Below are 15,548 nucleotides of genomic sequence, written 5' to 3'. Positions count from 1 at the left end.
GTTACTCTGGGTTGTCCGCGAGGGATCTCGCCGCCCGGACGCAGTGGGCGAGTGCCTCTCGCGCGTACCCGGGGGAAGCCCCCGCGAGTCCGCACGACGGAGTGACCGTGACCGCCTCCGTGAGAAGCCCCGGATGCAGCCCCAGCCTGCGCCACAGCGTCCTGACACCCATGACGCTACCGGCAGGGTCTGACAATGGGCCGTCCGTGCCCGGCACGACACCGGCGAAGAGCCGGGTCCCCCCTTCCACGGCCTCGCCGATCGCGTCGTCGTCACGCTCGGTGAGAAGCGCGAAGTCGAAGGAGATCGCGGCCGCGCCCGCCCGGCGCAGCAGGGCGAACGGTACGTCCGGTGCGCACGAGTGGACCACGACCGGGCCGCCGCCGTGCACCCCGGCGACGTCCCGGAGCGTGGCCTCGACGACCTGCCGGTCGACGGCCCGGTGGGTGCGGTAGCCGCTGGCGGACTTCACCTGCCCGCGCAGGACGGCCATGAGGGAGGGCTCGTCCAGCTGGAGGACGACCTGGGCGCCGGGTACGCGCCGCCGGACGTCCTCGAGGTGCAGGCGCAGCCCCTCGGCGAGCGAGGCGGCGAGGTCGCGGCAGGCGCCGGGGTCACTGAGCGCGACCTCGCCGTTCCTCAGCTCCAGCGCGGCGGCCAGCGTCCAGGGTCCGACGGCCTGCACCTTCAGCTGGCCCTCGTACCCCTGGGTGAACTCCTCCAGCGCGTCGAGATCCTGGCCGAGCCATGACCGGGCCCGCTTGGTGTCCCGCCCCGGCCGGTCCCCGAGCCGCCAGCCGCTGGGCTCCACGCGCGCGTACAGCTCGACGAGCATCCCGGCGGTCCGGCCGATCATGTCCGCGCCGGGCCCCCGGGCGGGCAGCTCGGCCAGGAACGGGAAGTCCTCGAAGGACCCGGTGACGGTCTTGGCGGCCTCGCGGGCGTCGCCGCCGGGCAAGGAGCCGATGCCGGTGGCGGCGGCGAAGCTGAACTGAGTGTTGTTGCTCACCCGGAAAGCCTACGCAGGTCAGCGCCCCGGCCGCACCGACAGGTCGTTGATCTCCGCGTCCCTCGGCAGATCGATGGCCAGCAGGATCGTCGTCGCGACCGACTCCGGGTCGATCCACCGCGAGGGGTCGTACTCCTTGCCCTCCTGCTGGTGGACCTTGGCCTGCATGGGGCTGGCGGTGCGGCCGGGGTAGACGGTGGTGACGCGGACGCCGTTCGCGTGCTCCTCGTGGCGCAGGGCGTCGGCGAGGGCCTTCAGGCCGTGCTTGGAGGCGGCGTACGCCGACCAGTCGGCGTTGGCGTTCAGGCCGGCGCCGGAGTTCACGAAGACCACGTGGCCGCGGGCGGCGCGGAGTTGGGGCAGGAAGTGGCGGGTCAGCTCGGCGGGGGCGACGAGGTTGACGTTGAGCTGGTGGCGCCAGGACTTGGGAGTCAGTTCGCCGACCGGGCCCAGGTCGACCACCCCGGCGATGTGGAGCAGACAGTCCACGCGGTCGGGGAGCGTCTGGTGCGAGAAGGCCCAGGAGAGCTTGTCGGGGTCCGCCAGGTCGCCCACCAGCGTCTTCGCACCGGGAAACTCGGCCGCCAGCTCCTTCGCACGGCCCGCGTCGCGCGCGTGGAGCACGAGGTCGTCCCCGCGCGCGTGCAGGCGGCGGGCCACGGCCGCGCCGATGCCGGAACCCGCTCCGGTGATCACATGAGTAGCCATGGCTGCCATGCTCGCATCACACCCGCCCGCCTCACACCCACGTCATTCGACGCCGCGGCTCTCCTCCAGGTAGGCCAGCGCCCCCACCGGCTCCTCCGCGAAGAACACCAGGTCGGTCAGCGGTCGGGGCAGGAACCCCTCGTCCTCCATGCGGCGGAACTGCTCCTTGAGGCCGTCGTAGAAGCCCGCGGTGTTGAGCAGGACCACCGGCTTGTCCGTGTGGCCGTGCTTCTTCAGCTCCAGGATCTCGGTCGCCTCGTCCAGCGTTCCGGTGCCGCCCACCATGATGACCACCGCGTCGGCCTTCTCCATGAGCAGCTTCTTGCGCTCGGCGAGGTCCTTCGCGATGACCATTTCGTCGGCGCCTGCGCGCGCCTTGGCCGCGAGGAAGTCCACGGAGACCCCGAGCAGCCGGCCGCCCGCCTCCTGCACTCCGTCGGCGACCACCTTCATCAGCCCGACGTCGGAGCCGCCCCAGACCAGTGTGTGCCCGCCTTTGCCGATCAGTTTCGCGAACTCCCGCGCGGGGCGCGTGTATCGCTCGTCGAGGTCGGCGGCGGAGAGGAAGACGCAGATTCGCATGGAGCCACCGTACGCGGGAAGAACCGGGGGCCCGCGAGCGCTTTTCCGGTATGGCCAAAGGACACACGATCACCATCGAGCAGGGCACGCAGCGCGTACGGGTCGTCCAGGGCGACCAGGTACTGGCCGAGAGCGAACGGCCCCTCCTCCTGCGGGAGACGGGCTGTCCGGTGCGGTACTACCTCCCTCCCCAGGACGTACGGCTCGACCTGCTGAGCCCCTCCGACACGCACACGTACTGCCCGTTCAAGGGCACGGCGTCCTACTGGTCGCTGCCGGACGCGGCCGACCTGGTCTGGGCGTATCCCGAGCCGAAGGCGGACGTGGCCGAGATCAAGGACCACTTCTGCTTCTACGAAGTGGACGTCTTGTGACCGGTTAGAAGTGTTGTGCCCGATTAATTCGCTGTCGTCGGGCAGTCTTCACAAGCATGGACAAGAAGACGACTTCGCGCGACGGCACTTCCCTCGCGTACCAGCGCACCGGTCAGGGTCCGGCGGTCATCCTCATCAGCGGGGCCATGTCCACAGGGGCCACCGTGGCGCCGCTGGCCCGGCCCCTGTCCGAGCGCTTCAGCGTGGTCTCGTACGACCGCCGGGGCCGTGGCGAGAGCGGCGACACGGCCCCGTACGCGGTGGCCCGGGAGGTCGAGGACCTCGCGGCGCTGATCGAGGCGGTGGGCGGTGAGGCGGCGTTGTACGGCGTCTCGTCGGGCGGTGCGCTGGCCCTGGAGGCGGCGGCGAGCGGGCTGCCGGTCCGTCGGGTCGCCGTGTACGAGACGCCGTTCGCCGTGCACGAGGAGGGCGTGAAAGAGCGCTCGGAGTACACCGAGCGGCTGACGGAGGCGCTCGCGCAGGGCAGGCGCGGGGACGCGGTCGAGCTGTTCCTGAGGCTCACCGGCCTGGCCGAGAAGATGATCCAGGGCGCCCGCCAGTCCCCCATGTGGGCCGGCATGGAGGCTCTCGCCCCGAGCCTGGCGTACGACGACGCCGTGATGGGCGACGGCCGGGTACCCCGGGACCGGCTGGCCTCGATCACCGTCCCCGTACTGGCCCTCGCGGGCGGCGCGAGCCCGGCGTGGATGCGGGAGGCGGCGCAGGCGGTCGCGGAGGCAGCGCCGGAGGGGATGTACCGGGCGCTGGAGGGTGAGACCCACATGGTGGATCCCACCGTCCTGGCGCCGGTGCTGGCGGAGTTCTTCGCCCCGTAGAGCCCGGTGGCGCGGGGTCAGGCGAGGTCGGGCGGGGTCGGGCGGGGTCGGGCGGGGTCAGGAAACCCCGGCCGTCGCCCGCGTCGTCGACGCGATCGTCGCCGACCCCACCACGCGCGTGCCGTCGTACAGCACGATCGCCTGGCCGGGGGCCACGCCGCGGACCGGCTCCGTGAACGACACCTCCAGGGTGCCGTCGACCAGTTCGGCGGTGACCTCGGTCTCGCCGCCGTGGGCGCGCAGTTGGGCGGTGTAGGTGCCGGGGCCGGTCGGGGCGGCCCCGCACCAGCGCGGCTTGATCGCCGTCAGCTCCGTGACATCCAGCGCGTCCGCCGGGCCGACCGTCACGGTGTTGTCCACGGGCGAGATGTCCAGGACGTAGCGCGGCTTGCCGTCGGGGGCCGGGGTGCCGATCCGCAGGCCCTTGCGCTGGCCGATGGTGAAGCCGTACGCGCCCTCGTGCGTGCCGAGCCTCGCTCCCGACTCGTCGACGATGTCGCCCTCCGCCTTGCCGAGGCGGGAGGCGAGGAAGCCCTGGGTGTCGCCGTCGGCGATGAAGCAGATGTCGTGCGAGTCGGGCTTCTTGGCCACCGCCAGGCCCCTGCGCTCGGCCTCCGCGCGGATCTCGTCCTTCGTCGTCAGCGTGTCGCCGAGCGGGAACATCGCGTGGGCGAGCTGCCGGTCGTCCAGGACGCCGAGGACGTACGACTGGTCCTTGGCCATGTCCGAGGCGCGGTGCAGCTCGCGGCTGCCGTCCTCGCCCAGGGTCACCTTGGCGTAGTGGCCGGTGCAGACCGCGTCGAAGCCGAGGGCGAGCGCCTTGTCGAGCAGGGCGGCGAACTTGATCTTCTCGTTGCAGCGCAGGCAGGGGTTGGGGGTGCGGCCGGCCTCGTACTCGGCGACGAAGTCCTCGACGACGTCCTCGCGGAAACGGTCGGCGAGGTCCCACACGTAGAACGGGATGCCGATGACGTCCGCGGCGCGGCGGGCGTCACGCGAGTCCTCGATCGTGCAACAGCCACGCGCGCCCGTGCGGAACGATTGCGGGTTCGCCGAGAGGGCGAGGTGGACGCCGGTCACGTCATGGCCCGCCTCGGCCGCGCGGGCGGCGGCGACGGCGGAGTCGACGCCGCCCGACATGGCGGCGAGGACGCGAAGAGGTCGGGTGGGCTGCGTGGTGTCAGTCATAACCCTTCAAGAGTAAGGGGACGCGGGAACCAGGGCCCACGAGTATCCGTTCACGATCACATGGGGGCGACACGAGCAGGCAATGACGAGGACAGCGGCCAGGTGGACAGAGCCCGCAAGGACACCGACCGGCGCATCGGGCGGCGGGCCCTGATCATCGGGGGCACGGCGGCCGCGGTGGGCTCGGCCGTGCTGGCCCGTGACGAGCTGGGCCGCCTGTGGTGGCGCACGCCGGGCGTGGAGAAGCCGCGCGAGGAGGGCGAGGTCGACTACGCCGGCGCGCGATGGGTGGCCGCGTCCGACGCGAACTGGCGGCGCGCGGACCGGCCCGACGACTACGGCATAGACATGGTGGTCATCCATGTCACCCAGGGCAGCTTCGCCAGCGCGGTGAAGGTGTTCCAGGACCCGGGGCACGGCGCGGCCGCGCACTACATCGTCCGCAAGGACGGATACATCACACAGATGATCCGCGAGCTGGACGTGGCGTACCACGCGGGCAACCGCGACTACAACGAGCGCAGTGTCGGCATCGAACACGCGGGCTTCGTCGACCGCCCGCAGGACTTCACGGACGAGATGTACGAGGCCTCGGCGCGGCTGACGGCCCGGATATGCGCGCGCTACGACATCCCCGTCGACCGCGAGCACATCATCGGCCACGTGGAGGTGCCGGGGACGGACCACACCGACCCGGGGCCGCACTGGGACTGGGACCGGTACATGAAGCTCGTACGGAGGGCCCGCACGGCGGCGGCGTGAGCCCTCGGGGTTACGACAGTCCCGCCGCGCGCGCCCGTTCCACCGCCGGGCCGATCGCCTTCGCCACCGCCTCGACGTCGGCCTCCGTGGAGGTGTGGCCGAGGGAGAAGCGGAGGGTGCCGCGGGCCAGGTCGGGGTCGGTGCCGGTGGCCAGCAGGACGTGGCTGGGCTGGGCCACGCCCGCGGTGCAGGCGGAGCCGGTGGAGCACTCGATGCCCTGGGCGTCCAGGAGGAGGAGCAGGGAGTCGCCCTCGCAGCCCGGGAAGGTGAAGTGGGCGTTGGCCGGGAGGCGGCCCTCCGATGCCGGGTCGCCGCCGAGAATCGCGTCCGGGACCGCCGCATGGACCGCCTCGATCAGGCCGTCGCGCAGGGCGCCGATCTCCCGCGTGAACCACTCGCGCTGCTGGGCGGCCAGGCGGCCGGCGACCGCGAAGGAGGCGACCGCGGGGACGTCGAGGGTGCCGGAGCGGACGTGGCGCTCCTGTCCGCCGCCGTGCAGGACGGGTACGGGGGTGTATTCGCGGCCCAGGAGCAGGGCGCCGATGCCGTAGGGGCCGCCGATCTTGTGGCCCGAGACCGTCATCGCGGCGAGGCCGGAGGCGGCGAAGTCGACGGGGACCTGACCGAAGGCCTGGACGGCGTCGGCGTGCAGGGGGACGTCGAACTCGGCGGCCGTTTTGGCGAGTTCGTGGATCGGCAGGACCGTGCCGATCTCGTTGTTCGCCCACATGACGGTGGCCAGGGCCACGTCGTCGGGGTTGCGGGCGATGGCTTCGCGGAGCGCCTCGGGGTGGACGCGGCCGTACGCGTCGACCGGGAGGTACTCGACGGTTGCGCCCTCGTGTTCGCCGAGCCAGTGGACCGCGTCGAGGACGGCGTGGTGTTCGACGGGGCTGGCGAGGACGCGGGTGCGGACGGGGTCGGCGTCGCGGCGGGACCAGTACAGGCCCTTGACCGCGAGGTTGTCGGCCTCGGTGCCGCCGGCGGTGAAGACGACCTCGCTGGGGCGGGCGCCGAGCGCTTCCGCGAGGGTTTCGCGGGCCTCCTCGACGGTGCGCCTCGCGCGGCGGCCGGACGCGTGGAGGGAGGAGGCGTTGCCGGTGACGCTCAGGTGCGCGGTGAGTGCCTCGACTGCCTCGGGGAGCATCGGGGTGGTCGCGGCGTGGTCGAGGTATGCCATGGTGACGCCGATTCTACGGGCCCACCGCGGCGCGGAACGACTGCCCACCGCCGTGGCCGACGGCTCGTCCCCGGCCGCCTGCCACTGCTATGGCTCTGGGAAGTCGCGCTACTGGAAGCCGCACTTCTAGAAGCTCCACGACACCGTGTTGTCCATCTGCATGAAGGCGACCAGGACCACCAGGTCGGCGACTCCCAGGCCCAGGCCCAGATAGGCACGGCCGCGGCGAGTCGTGCCCCGCCACAGGGCCACGCCCGCCAGCGCGATGGCGATCGGGCCGAGAAAGAGGTTGAGGACCAGGAGGCCGAGCAGGCCCAGGATGAAGGACGCGACAGCCATGCCGTCGGCGTCGCGGGTGGCGGTTCGGCGGGTGGCCGGTGCGGTGAGTTGCATGGTGATCAGCTCCCGGAGATCAGCGGGTCGATGTCTGGCGGCGGCGGCCGTGGCGCTCGCGGAGCGCGAAGATGCCGAGCCAGAGGGCGATGACGGCGGCGGCTACCGCGGTGAAGGTGAGCGGCGCGTGGGCCACGGTGCCCAGGACGACACCCAGCAGCAGAAGCGCGGCGACGAGGAACAGCATGGGAAGACTCCTCTCATTGCAGTAACACTTGTTCACTGACTGCCTAGTCTAGCGCGCACAACGGCTTTCAAATTCCGGAGAACAGTTGTTAACTGCATGGCATGAGTCACACCCTCGGCATCCGGCAGGTCCAGAAACAGAAGACCCGGCAGTCGCTCCTGGACGCGGCGCTGGGGCTGCTGGAGGAGCAGAGTCTGAGCAGCCTGGGTCTGCGCGAGGTCACGCGCGCCGTCGGCGTCGCCCCGACCGCCTTCTACCGGCACTTCCGCTCCACGGCGGATCTCGGTGTGGCCCTGGTCGAGGAGGCGCTGAGCAGCCTGCACCCGATGATCCGGACGACGGTGTCCACGGCCGACGACAGCGGGGTGCGCATCATCCGCGCCGTCGAGTTGATCGCCGGCCACGTGGACGCGTACCCCGCACATGTCCGTTTTATCGCCCGTGAGCGCCATGGCGGGGTCCAGCCGGTACGGGACGCCATACGGGACCAACTGGCCCGGTTCGGCGAGGAGGTGAAGGCCGAGCTGGCCAAGGACCCCGTGTCCGCCGGCTGGAGCGACGACGACCTGCTCATGCTCGCCAACCTCTACGTCGACCAGATGCTGATCACCGCCTCGCTGTTCCTGGAGGCGCTGGAGGCCCCGCAGGAGGAGCGGCAGCGAGTCGCCCAGGTGGCCGAGCGTCAGATGCGGCTGATCAGCATCGGCCGTCATCACTGGCTGGACCGGACACCGCCGCCGGGCGCCGGTACAGCTCCGTGACCGAAGCGGCCGTCGCCGCCAGTTCCTCGCGGACTTCCGGCGGGGAGAGGACCTCCACCGAGTCGGCGAAGAGCAGCAGTTGGCGAGCCTCGCGGACGAAGCCGTACGTCAGACGGGCCGTGGCCCACTCGCTCTCGCCGTCGTCCTCGGGGAGGGCGGTCAGCCAGGCGGCGTTGAGGCGCTGGAACATGTCGAGGCGCTCGCGCCGGACCCGGACGGTGACCTCGACTCCACCGGGGGATTCCTCGACCTGACGGCGCACCACCTCCCAGGCGTCGGCGAGTTCGACCCCCGGCCGACGGCGCACGGGGTCGTCGAGGACGGTCGCCGACCGAACCCGGTCCGCGCGGAAGAGCTGGGGCTTCGCGCGCCGGTCGGCGACCAGGTACCAGACACCCGCCTTGGCGACGAGGCCGTACGGATCGACGGTGTAGGTCCGCGCCGCCTTCTCACCGCTGTGCCGGTAGCGCAGTCGGACGCGCCGGTCCGCGAAGACCGCGTCCTGGAGCACGTCCAGATCGACCGCCTTCCGCGGTCCGCCCTTCCAGCGCGTGGCGTCGACGAGGATGCGGCGGGAGGTCACCTCGGCGACCGGCCGGTGCGGGGCCGGCAGCGCCGCCATCACCTTGCGCAGGGCCGAGCCGAAGGCCGCGTCCAGGCCGAGCGCGGCGTGCGCGCCCTGTGCGGCCAGGATGAACAGCGCGCGGGACTCGTCGGCGGTCAGGCCCGTGACGTCCGTACGGAATCCCGCGAGCAGTTCGATGCCGCCGTGCCGGCCGCGCTCGGCGTAGACGGGGACGCCGGAGGCCGACAGGGCCTCGACGTCCCGGTAGATGGTGCGCACGGACACCTCCAGGCGGGCGGCGAGTTCGTGCGCGGGGACGCGGCCGCGGGTCTGCAGGAGCAGCAGGATCGACAGCAGGCGGTCGGACTTCACGGCAGCAGAATCCCGCGGTGGGCGAGTGCTCCGCAAATGCTGACGGCAGCTGTCAGGTTATCCGGCGATCCTCACCGCACCGACGCGGGAACCGACCCGCGCAGATCGACACGCAAAACCGACACCACGAGAGGCCGTCATGAACCCCGACCCCCGCCCCCTGTTCGCCCGCGCCACCGACCAGGCCGCCGCACTGATCAAGACCGTCCGCCTGGAGCAGCTGGCCGGCCCGACCCCCTGCACCGAGTTCGACGTCCGCACGCTGCTGAGCCACATGGCCGGCGGCACCCACCGGGTGGCCGTCGTCGCGGAGGGCGGGGACGCGCTCGCCGTGCGGCCCTTCGTGGACGGCGTACCGGACGACGGCTGGCCGGCCGCCTACGCCGAGGCCGCCGAACGCGCCCTGAAGGCCTGGGCGGACGACGACCTCCTGGACGCCGTGATGCGTATGCCGTTCGGGGAGAAGCCGGGCCGGATCGCCCTGTCGGGATACGTACTGGAGACGGTGGCGCACACCTGGGACCTCCGCGAGGCCCTGGGACAGCCGGCCGAACTCGATCCGGATCTGGCCGAGTTCGCGCTCACCGTCGGCCACCGCCTGCTCCCCGACGCGCGACGCGACGACTCCGTGCCCTTCGGCTCGGCGCTGCCGGTCCCCGAAGGAGCCGACGCCTACGGGCAGTTGGCGGCCTGGCTGGGACGGGCGCCGCTCAGCCGAGCCTGACCCGGGCCAGCTGGCGCGACTGGGCCACCAGCCGGTCCGCGCTGTCCCACACCTCGGCGTCCTCCTCCAGGAAGCCGCCGGCGAGATTGCGGGTGGTGATCGACACGCGCAGCGGGCCCGGCGCCGGGCGGGAGCGGATGTGGGCCGTCAGCTCGACCGTCGGCACCCAGCCGGACAGGCCGAGTTCGAAGGCGGTCGGCGGCAGCGCGTCGACCGCGAGGAGCAGCGAGAAGGGGTCGGCATCCCGGCCGTCGGCGAGCCCGAACCAGGCCCGCATCTCCCCCTTGCCGGACGGCGAGCCGAGCGCCCAGCCGAGGGTGGACGGGTCGAGCTTCAGCATCAGGCGCTCGGTGATCGCCGAGCCGCCGGGCACCGGCGAAGGTCCGTCCTCCGCCCCGAAGCACTGCTCCAGGGGCGGAATCGCGGGCGGCTCGGCCGTCGTACGGACGTCGTCGGGGAGGGCGTCCAGGTCGCCGTAGGAGGCGAGGACGCGGATGCGTTCGACCTCGCGGCCCTGGTCGTCGTACTGGAAGAGCGAGGCCTGGCCGGTCGACAGGGTGCGGCCGGTCCGTACGACGTCCGTGCGCACGACCGCCGGGCCGGGCCGGGAGGCGGTCAGGTAGTGCGCCGAGATGCTGAAGGGGTCGGAGTGCGGCAGGGCGTGCGCCAGGGCGCGGCCCAGGACGGCCAGCAGGTAGCCGCCGTTGACGGCGCCGAGAATCGTCCATCCGGCGGAGAGGTCGATGTCGTAGACCCCGGGGGCCCCGGATTCGCGCGGGGTGACCGCGGTGTCCCGGTCGAACTCGCTGTCGCCGATGACGGCGCGCGCGATAGCTGCTTCTGACATGGCTGAACGGTACAACAAGAAACTACTAAGCGGTAGCTTTGGCCTGGGTGAGGACCGGACAATATCTCGGTAAGTGTCCGTACTCATCCGTAAACCCGAGGGCGCCGCCGTCCCTCTGTAGAGGCATGAGCCTCACTGGGACTTCGTTCCTCTACACCCTCGTCGGGCTGTCCGTCGTCGCCATCGTGCTCCCGTTCGTCCTGTGGTCGCGGATCGGGGGGCCGAGGGCCGTGCGGGCCGCGGGCCGGGTGCTGATGCTGCTGTTCACGCAGGGGACGGCCGTGGCCCTGGTCTTCGTCCTGGTCAACAACGCCAACAACCTCTACGACAACTGGGCCGACCTGCTCGGCACGGGCGACCATGTGCAGCAGGCCGCGAATCTTGGGGCCGACGGCACCGGCGGGATAGCCCTGAAACGGCTGCCCAGAGTCCGGCAGCGGTTCACTCCGGCCAGCGGCGGCGTACGCGTCACCCAGCTCAAGGGCCGGGTATCGGGCGTGAACGCCGAGGTCTACGTCTGGCTGCCGCCGCAGTACCACGAACCCGCCTACCGCCACCGCAAGTTCCCGGTGGTGGAGCTGCTGCCGGGCTACCCCGGCTCGGCGAAGGCCTGGTTCGGGTCCCTGCACGCGGCCAAGCAGCTGCTGCCGCTGATGCGCGACGGCAAGGTGGCGCCGTTCATCCTGGTCGCGCCGCGCACCAATCTGCTGGCCGGAGTGGACACCGGCTGCGCCAACATCCCGGGCACGGTGAACGCCGACAGCTGGCTCAGCATCGACGTGCCGAAGATGGTCATGGACAACTTCCGCGCCCAGACCGCTCCGGCGGGCTGGGCGGTGGCCGGGTACTCGGCGGGCGCGCACTGCGCGACGAAGCTCGCCGTCGCCCACCCCGAACGCTATCGGGCGGCGGTCAGCCTGTCCGGCTACAACGACCCGATCGGCGAACGCGACTCGCTGGCAGCGCAGAACCCCATGCTGCGGAACGCGAACAACCCGTACCTGCTGCTGCGCGCGGCCCGCACCCCGCCCCGCATCGCCCTCTACTTCTCCGGGCAGCCGCACGACGGCTTCGAGGCGGCCGTGGCGATCGAACAGAGCGCGAAGGCACCGACGACCGTGCACGTGGTGTACATCCCGAAGAGCGCGGGCGGCCACACCATGGCGCTGTGGCGGCCGCAGGTGGTGCCGGCCTTCCTCTGGCTGACCCAGCAACTGGGCCTCGGCACCGCCCCGCATCCACCGTCGACCGCCGGTTCCACGCACGCGACGCTCGCCAGTGGAACCGCGGCGCGAGCCGCCGCGGAACGACGGCGGTGACGACCGCGAGGACGGCGATGCCCCAGCCCGGCACCGCCTTGCGAGGCAGGCGGGGCCGGGGCTGGGGCTGGGGCTGCGGGCTGGGCTACTTGTCCCCGGGGTCCTTGGAGGGGGCCTCGGCTTCCGCGGCGTCCGTCGACTCCGCGACCTCCGCAGTCTCCGTGGCTTCCGCCGTTTCCGTAGCTACCGAGGTTTCCGTGGCTTCCGCCGTCTCCGACGTTTCCGTGGCCTCCGCCGTTTCCGTAGCTACCGAGGTTTCCGTGGCTTCCGCCGTCTCCGTAGCTACCGAGGTTTCCGTGGCTTCCGCCGTCTCCGACGTTTCCGTGGCCTCCGCCGTCTCCGTAGCTACCGCCGCCTCCGAAGCTTCCGACGTCTCCGAAGCTTCCGACGTCTCCTTGGCTTCCGCCGTCTCCGCGACCTCAGCCGCCACCGCCGCCGACGTCTCCGCCGACTCCGCCAGCACCTCGTCGGCCACCAGCTCGGCCGCCTCCTTGGCGACGGTCAGCAGCACCGTGTCCTGCGGGGCCTGGTCCGCGAAGTTCTCCGGGTGGTGGCAGGCGACCTGCTGACCGGGCTTCAGCTCAATCAGCGGCGGCTCGGTCGTCTTGCAGATCTCCGTCGCCTTCCAGCACCGGGTGTGGAAGCGGCAGCCGCTCGGCGGGGAGATCGGCGAGGGCACGTCGCCCTTGAGCAGGATGCGCTCGCTCTTGGCCGCCCGGCGGCGCGGGTCCGGAATCGGGACCGCCGACATCAGCGCCTTGGTGTACGGGTGCATCGGCGCCCTGTACAGCGACTCGCGGTCGGCCAGCTCGACGATCTTGCCGAGATACATCACCGCGATCCGGTCCGAGACGTGCCGGACGACCGAGAGGTCGTGCGCGATGATCACGTAGGTGAGGCCGAGTTCCTGCTGGAGGTCGTCCAGCAGGTTCACCACCTGCGCCTGGATCGACACGTCGAGCGCGGAGACCGGCTCGTCCGCCACCACCAGCTTGGGGTTGAGCGCGAGCGCGCGGGCGATGCCGATGCGCTGGCGCTGACCGCCGGAGAACTCGTGCGGATAGCGGTTGTAGTGCTCGGGGTTGAGGCCGACCACCGACAGCAGCCGCTGCACTTCCTGCTTGATGCCGCCCTCGGGCGAGACGCCCTGGAGCCGGAACGGGGCGCCGACGATCGTGCCGATGGTGTGGCGCGGGTTCAGCGACGAGTACGGGTCCTGGAAGATCATCTGCACATCGCGGCGCATCGGGCGCATGCCGCTGACGCCGAGGTGCGTGATGTCCCGGCCCTCGAACTCGACCTTGCCCGCGGTCGGTTCGAGCAGCCGGGTGATCAGCCGGCCCATGGTCGACTTGCCGCAGCCCGACTCGCCCACGACACCGAGGGTCTCGCCGGACTTGACCTCGAAGTCGAGGCCGTCGACCGCGCGCACCGCGCCGACCTGCCGCTGGAGCAGGCCCTTTCGGATCGGGAAGTGCTTCTGGAGCCCGGTCACCCTCAGCAGGGTCTCGCCGGGGGCGGGGTCCTTGGTGAGGGTGGCGCCGCCGTCGCTCTGTGCAGGGATGACCACTGCTTTGTCCTCTGCGTTCTCGCTCACAGCTTCGGCGCAATCTCTTCGGTCCAGATACGCTCCCGCTGCTCCTGCGTCATGTGGCAGGCGGCCCAGTGCTGGCTGCCGACCTCGGTCAGCTCGGGGCGGACCGTACGCGTGACGTCGCCCTTGGGGATGTCGGCGTACGGGCAGCGCGGGTTGAAGGCGCAGCCGGACGGGATGTTGATCAGGGAGGGCGGGGAGCCCTTGACCGGGATCAGGCGCTCCTGCTGCTCGCGGTCCAGGCGCGGCATCGAGCCCAGCAGGCCCCAGGTGTAGGGGTGGCGGGGTTCGTAGAACACCTTCTCGGCCGGGCCCCGCTCGACGCAACGGCCGCCGTACATCACCAGGATGTCGTCGGCCAGTTCGGCGACGACGCCCAGGTCGTGGGTGATGATGATGACCGCCGAGCCGAACTCCTTCTGGAGGTCGCGGATCAGGTCGAGGATCTGCGCCTGGACGGTCACGTCGAGGGCGGTCGTCGGCTCGTCCGCGATGAGCAGTTCGGGGTTGTTGACCAGCGACATCGCGATCATCGCGCGCTGGCGCATACCGCCGGAGAACTCGTGCGGGTAGCTGTCGACGCGCTTGTCGGGCTGCGGGATGCCGACGCGGTCGAGCATCTCCACGGCACGGCGCTTGGCGGTCTTCTTGTCCACCTTGTGGTGGATGCGGTACGCCTCCACGATCTGCTGGCCGATCGTGTAGTACGGGTGCAGCGCCGACAGCGGGTCCTGGAAGATCATCGCCATGTCGCGGCCACGCAGCTTGCGCACGTAGTCCGGGTCGGCGGACAGCAGTTCGGTGCCGTCCAGCCAGATCTCGCCGGAGATCTGGGCCTTGCGCTTGCCGTACTGGCCGGCGGTGTGCAGGCCCATGATGCCGAGCGAGGTCACCGACTTGCCGGAGCCCGACTCGCCCACGATGCCGAGGGTCTTGCCCTTCTCCAGCTGGAAGCTGAGCCCGTCGACGGACTTGACCAGGCCGTCGTCGGTGGGGAAGTGCACCTTCAGGTCGCGCACTTCGAGGAAGGAGTTCGGAGCGGGCGAGGTGCCGGTGGGCTCCCCCACCGCCGCTGAGCTCTTGCTGAGTTCGGTCATGAGAGCCTCACTCGGGGGTCGATCACGGCGTACAGGACGTCCACCACGAGGTTGGCGATGAGCACCGCGACCGAAGTGATCAGGGTGACGCCCAGAATGATGGGCAGGTCCTGGTTCTTGATCGCGTTGAGCACGGCCTGGCCGAGGCCCGGCAGGCTGAACGTCGTCTCGGTCAGGATCGCGCCGCCGATGAGGGCGCCGAGGTCCATGCCGAGCATGGTCAGGATAGGTGTCATCGTCGAGCGCATGGCGTGCTTGCCGATGACGGTCTGTTCGCGCAGGCCCTTGGCGCGGGCGGTGCGGATGTAGTCCTCGCCGAGGATCTCCAGCATGGTGGCGCGGGTGATCCGGGCGTACATCGCCGCGTACAGGAAGGCGAGGGTGATCCACGGGAGGATCATGCCGCCGAGCCAGCCGGTGAAGCTGTCCTCCAGGGGCACGTACTGCGCGTCGATCCAGCCCAGTCCGTAGGAGAAGATCGCCAGGCTGAGCAGACCGGTGAAGTAGATGGGCAGGGAGACGCCGCCCAGGGCGACGACCATCGCGCCGCGGTCCCACAGGCTGCCCCGCTTGAGCGCGGAGAGCACGCCCGCCGCGACACCGAAGACCAGCCACAGCACGGCGGCGCCGAGCGCGAGAGCCAGCGTCACCGGGAAGCGGTCGGTCAGCACGGGCCAGATGGCCTGTTCGCTGCGGAACGAGTAGCCGAAGCACGGCGCGGCGCAGTTGGTGACATCGCCGCCGCCCACGTAGGTGCGGCCCGCGAAGATGCCCTTGAAGAACTCCCAGACCTGGGCGTAGATCGGGTCTGCCAGGCCCAGCTTCTCCCGCACGCCCTCGACGGCGGCCGGGTCGGCCTGCTTGCCCACGAAGCTCAGGGCCACGTCGACACCCGCCCACTTGGGGACGAGGAAGAAGATGCCGAAGACCACCATGATGATGACCACGAGCATCACTACGGCGGCGAACAACCGCCTGATGAGGTAAGCGAGCACAGCTCTCGGCCCGCTGCGGACCGCGGGCCACCGGAGATCTTCCGGTGGCCCGCGG

18 protein-coding genes and 1 pseudogene are annotated in these 15,548 nt (G+C 71.1%); 7 read left to right on the top strand and 12 right to left on the bottom strand.

Annotation, left to right across the window (positions count from 1 at the left end; genetic code table 11):
• Position 1: 1 nt before the first annotated feature.
• From AB0I77_RS40985 to AB0I77_RS40975, 3 genes are read right to left on the bottom strand one after another with little or no spacing between them, the layout of a single operon-like run.
• On the bottom strand, positions 2–1,009 hold the full coding sequence (locus tag AB0I77_RS40985) for a methionine synthase (RefSeq protein WP_363287930.1): 1,008 nt from the start codon (positions 1,007–1,009) through the stop codon (positions 2–4).
• 18 nt (positions 1,010–1,027) lie between these two features.
• Positions 1,028–1,726, bottom strand: a complete 699-nt coding sequence (locus AB0I77_RS40980) for an SDR family oxidoreductase (protein WP_363287929.1) — start codon at positions 1,724–1,726, stop codon at positions 1,028–1,030.
• Positions 1,727–1,759: 33 nt separating this feature from the next.
• On the bottom strand, positions 1,760–2,299 hold the full coding sequence (locus AB0I77_RS40975) for a TIGR00730 family Rossman fold protein (RefSeq protein ID WP_363287928.1): 540 nt from the start codon (positions 2,297–2,299) through the stop codon (positions 1,760–1,762).
• A 50-nt stretch (positions 2,300–2,349) separates the two neighbouring features.
• Here AB0I77_RS40975 and AB0I77_RS40970 point away from each other — a divergent pair, with 50 nt between their 5' ends.
• Both AB0I77_RS40970 and AB0I77_RS40965 read left to right on the top strand, forming a co-directional pair.
• A complete protein-coding gene (locus AB0I77_RS40970; protein WP_363287927.1) occupies positions 2,350–2,673 on the top strand; it encodes a DUF427 domain-containing protein in 324 nt (107 codons plus the stop codon).
• Positions 2,674–2,729: 56 nt separating this feature from the next.
• The gene (locus AB0I77_RS40965) at positions 2,730–3,509 is read left to right on the top strand and encodes an alpha/beta fold hydrolase (RefSeq protein ID WP_363287926.1); all 780 of its coding nucleotides are present in this window, start codon (positions 2,730–2,732) and stop codon (positions 3,507–3,509) included.
• A gap of 57 nt (positions 3,510–3,566) precedes the next feature.
• Here the strand turns inward: AB0I77_RS40965 and mnmA are convergent, their stop codons facing one another.
• A complete protein-coding gene (gene mnmA / locus AB0I77_RS40960; protein WP_363287925.1) occupies positions 3,567–4,697 on the bottom strand; it encodes a tRNA 2-thiouridine(34) synthase MnmA in 1,131 nt (376 codons plus the stop codon).
• A 60-nt stretch (positions 4,698–4,757) separates the two neighbouring features.
• Between mnmA and AB0I77_RS40955 the strand changes: the two genes are divergently transcribed.
• Complete coding sequence (locus AB0I77_RS40955) at positions 4,758–5,459, top strand: peptidoglycan recognition family protein (RefSeq protein ID WP_363287924.1); 702 nt, start codon at positions 4,758–4,760, stop codon at positions 5,457–5,459.
• 10 nt (positions 5,460–5,469) lie between these two features.
• Here the strand turns inward: AB0I77_RS40955 and AB0I77_RS40950 are convergent, their stop codons facing one another.
• Positions 5,470–6,639, bottom strand: coding sequence for a cysteine desulfurase family protein (locus AB0I77_RS40950; RefSeq protein ID WP_363287923.1), 1,170 nt, complete (start codon positions 6,637–6,639; stop codon positions 5,470–5,472).
• Between AB0I77_RS40950 and AB0I77_RS40945 the strand changes: the two genes are divergently transcribed.
• Entirely contained in the window at positions 6,638–6,769 is a 132-nt protein-coding gene (locus AB0I77_RS40945; RefSeq protein ID WP_363287922.1) for a hypothetical protein, read from the top strand. The genes AB0I77_RS40950 and AB0I77_RS40945 overlap by 2 nt on opposite strands.
• On the opposite strand, the gene AB0I77_RS40940 is transcribed toward AB0I77_RS40945, so the two are convergent.
• Both AB0I77_RS40940 and AB0I77_RS40935 read right to left on the bottom strand, forming a co-directional pair.
• A complete protein-coding gene (locus tag AB0I77_RS40940; RefSeq protein ID WP_363287921.1) occupies positions 6,766–7,032 on the bottom strand; it encodes a DUF4190 domain-containing protein in 267 nt (88 codons plus the stop codon). The genes AB0I77_RS40945 and AB0I77_RS40940 overlap by 4 nt on opposite strands.
• Before the next feature lie 19 nt (positions 7,033–7,051).
• Positions 7,052–7,219 carry a hypothetical protein gene (locus tag AB0I77_RS40935; RefSeq protein WP_363287920.1) on the bottom strand — a complete coding sequence of 56 codons (168 nt, stop codon included), beginning with the start codon at positions 7,217–7,219 and terminating at the stop codon, positions 7,052–7,054.
• A gap of 101 nt (positions 7,220–7,320) precedes the next feature.
• On the opposite strand from AB0I77_RS40935, the gene AB0I77_RS40930 reads away from it, so the two are divergent.
• Complete coding sequence (locus AB0I77_RS40930) at positions 7,321–7,980, top strand: TetR family transcriptional regulator (protein WP_363287919.1); 660 nt, start codon at positions 7,321–7,323, stop codon at positions 7,978–7,980.
• Here the strand turns inward: AB0I77_RS40930 and AB0I77_RS40925 are convergent.
• Positions 7,916–8,917 carry a YafY family protein gene (locus AB0I77_RS40925; RefSeq protein WP_363287918.1) on the bottom strand — a complete coding sequence of 334 codons (1,002 nt, stop codon included), beginning with the start codon at positions 8,915–8,917 and terminating at the stop codon, positions 7,916–7,918. The two genes, AB0I77_RS40930 and AB0I77_RS40925, sit on opposite strands and share 65 nt — an antisense overlap.
• A 139-nt stretch (positions 8,918–9,056) precedes the next feature.
• Between AB0I77_RS40925 and AB0I77_RS40920 the strand changes: the two genes are divergently transcribed.
• A complete protein-coding gene (locus tag AB0I77_RS40920; RefSeq protein ID WP_363287917.1) occupies positions 9,057–9,641 on the top strand; it encodes a TIGR03086 family metal-binding protein in 585 nt (194 codons plus the stop codon).
• On the opposite strand, the gene AB0I77_RS40915 is transcribed toward AB0I77_RS40920, so the two are convergent.
• Positions 9,628–10,488: a thioesterase family protein gene (locus AB0I77_RS40915; protein WP_363287916.1), complete on the bottom strand. Its 861-nt coding sequence runs from the start codon at positions 10,486–10,488 to the stop codon at positions 9,628–9,630. The two genes, AB0I77_RS40920 and AB0I77_RS40915, sit on opposite strands and share 14 nt — an antisense overlap.
• Before the next feature lie 125 nt (positions 10,489–10,613).
• Here AB0I77_RS40915 and AB0I77_RS40910 point away from each other — a divergent pair.
• A pseudogene (locus tag AB0I77_RS40910) lies at positions 10,614–11,678 on the top strand (alpha/beta hydrolase-fold protein); the annotation flags it as partial.
• A 214-nt stretch (positions 11,679–11,892) separates the two neighbouring features.
• Here the strand turns inward: AB0I77_RS40910 and AB0I77_RS40905 are convergent.
• Genes AB0I77_RS40905 through AB0I77_RS40895 form a run of 3 tightly spaced genes read right to left on the bottom strand, consistent with a single transcriptional unit; the run spans position 11,893 to position 15,493 of the window.
• A complete protein-coding gene (locus AB0I77_RS40905; RefSeq protein ID WP_363287915.1) occupies positions 11,893–13,404 on the bottom strand; it encodes a dipeptide ABC transporter ATP-binding protein in 1,512 nt (503 codons plus the stop codon).
• Positions 13,401–14,498, bottom strand: coding sequence for an ABC transporter ATP-binding protein (locus tag AB0I77_RS40900; protein WP_363287914.1), 1,098 nt, complete (start codon positions 14,496–14,498; stop codon positions 13,401–13,403). The genes AB0I77_RS40905 and AB0I77_RS40900 overlap by 4 nt, the downstream gene beginning before the upstream one ends.
• Complete coding sequence (locus AB0I77_RS40895; protein WP_363287913.1) at positions 14,495–15,493, bottom strand: ABC transporter permease; 999 nt, start codon at positions 15,491–15,493, stop codon at positions 14,495–14,497. The genes AB0I77_RS40900 and AB0I77_RS40895 overlap by 4 nt, the downstream gene beginning before the upstream one ends.
• Positions 15,494–15,548 lie beyond the last annotated feature (55 nt).

This window comes from Streptomyces sp. NPDC050619 (genome assembly GCF_040654815.1).
Taxonomy (GTDB): Bacteria; Actinomycetota; Actinomycetes; order Streptomycetales; family Streptomycetaceae; genus Streptomyces.
The sequence above is the reverse complement of the archived record's forward strand: the minus strand, read 5'-3'. Positions and strand labels throughout refer to the sequence as shown.

What these genes read in the sequence shown, in the direction of transcription:
- AB0I77_RS40980 (WP_363287929.1), bottom strand. Translation starts at nt 1,726, where the DNA reads ATGGCAGCCATGGCTACTCATGTGATCACCGGAGCGGGTTCCGGCATC.
- AB0I77_RS40975 (WP_363287928.1), bottom strand. Translation starts at nt 2,299, where the DNA reads ATGCGAATCTGCGTCTTCCTCTCCGCCGCCGACCTCGACGAGCGATAC.
- AB0I77_RS40970 (WP_363287927.1), top strand. Translation starts at nt 2,350, where the DNA reads ATGGCCAAAGGACACACGATCACCATCGAGCAGGGCACGCAGCGCGTA.
- AB0I77_RS40965 (WP_363287926.1), top strand. Translation starts at nt 2,730, where the DNA reads ATGGACAAGAAGACGACTTCGCGCGACGGCACTTCCCTCGCGTACCAG.
- mnmA (WP_363287925.1), bottom strand. Translation starts at nt 4,697, where the DNA reads ATGACTGACACCACGCAGCCCACCCGACCTCTTCGCGTCCTCGCCGCC.
- AB0I77_RS40955 (WP_363287924.1), top strand. Translation starts at nt 4,758, where the DNA reads ATGGGGGCGACACGAGCAGGCAATGACGAGGACAGCGGCCAGGTGGAC.
- AB0I77_RS40945 (WP_363287922.1), top strand. Translation starts at nt 6,638, where the DNA reads ATGGTGACGCCGATTCTACGGGCCCACCGCGGCGCGGAACGACTGCCC.
- AB0I77_RS40950 (WP_363287923.1), bottom strand. Translation starts at nt 6,639, where the DNA reads ATGGCATACCTCGACCACGCCGCGACCACCCCGATGCTCCCCGAGGCA.
- AB0I77_RS40940 (WP_363287921.1), bottom strand. Translation starts at nt 7,032, where the DNA reads ATGCAACTCACCGCACCGGCCACCCGCCGAACCGCCACCCGCGACGCC.
- AB0I77_RS40935 (WP_363287920.1), bottom strand. Translation starts at nt 7,219, where the DNA reads ATGCTGTTCCTCGTCGCCGCGCTTCTGCTGCTGGGTGTCGTCCTGGGC.
- AB0I77_RS40930 (WP_363287919.1), top strand. Translation starts at nt 7,321, where the DNA reads ATGAGTCACACCCTCGGCATCCGGCAGGTCCAGAAACAGAAGACCCGG.
- AB0I77_RS40920 (WP_363287917.1), top strand. Translation starts at nt 9,057, where the DNA reads ATGAACCCCGACCCCCGCCCCCTGTTCGCCCGCGCCACCGACCAGGCC.
- AB0I77_RS40915 (WP_363287916.1), bottom strand. Translation starts at nt 10,488, where the DNA reads ATGTCAGAAGCAGCTATCGCGCGCGCCGTCATCGGCGACAGCGAGTTC.
- AB0I77_RS40900 (WP_363287914.1), bottom strand. Translation starts at nt 14,498, where the DNA reads ATGACCGAACTCAGCAAGAGCTCAGCGGCGGTGGGGGAGCCCACCGGC.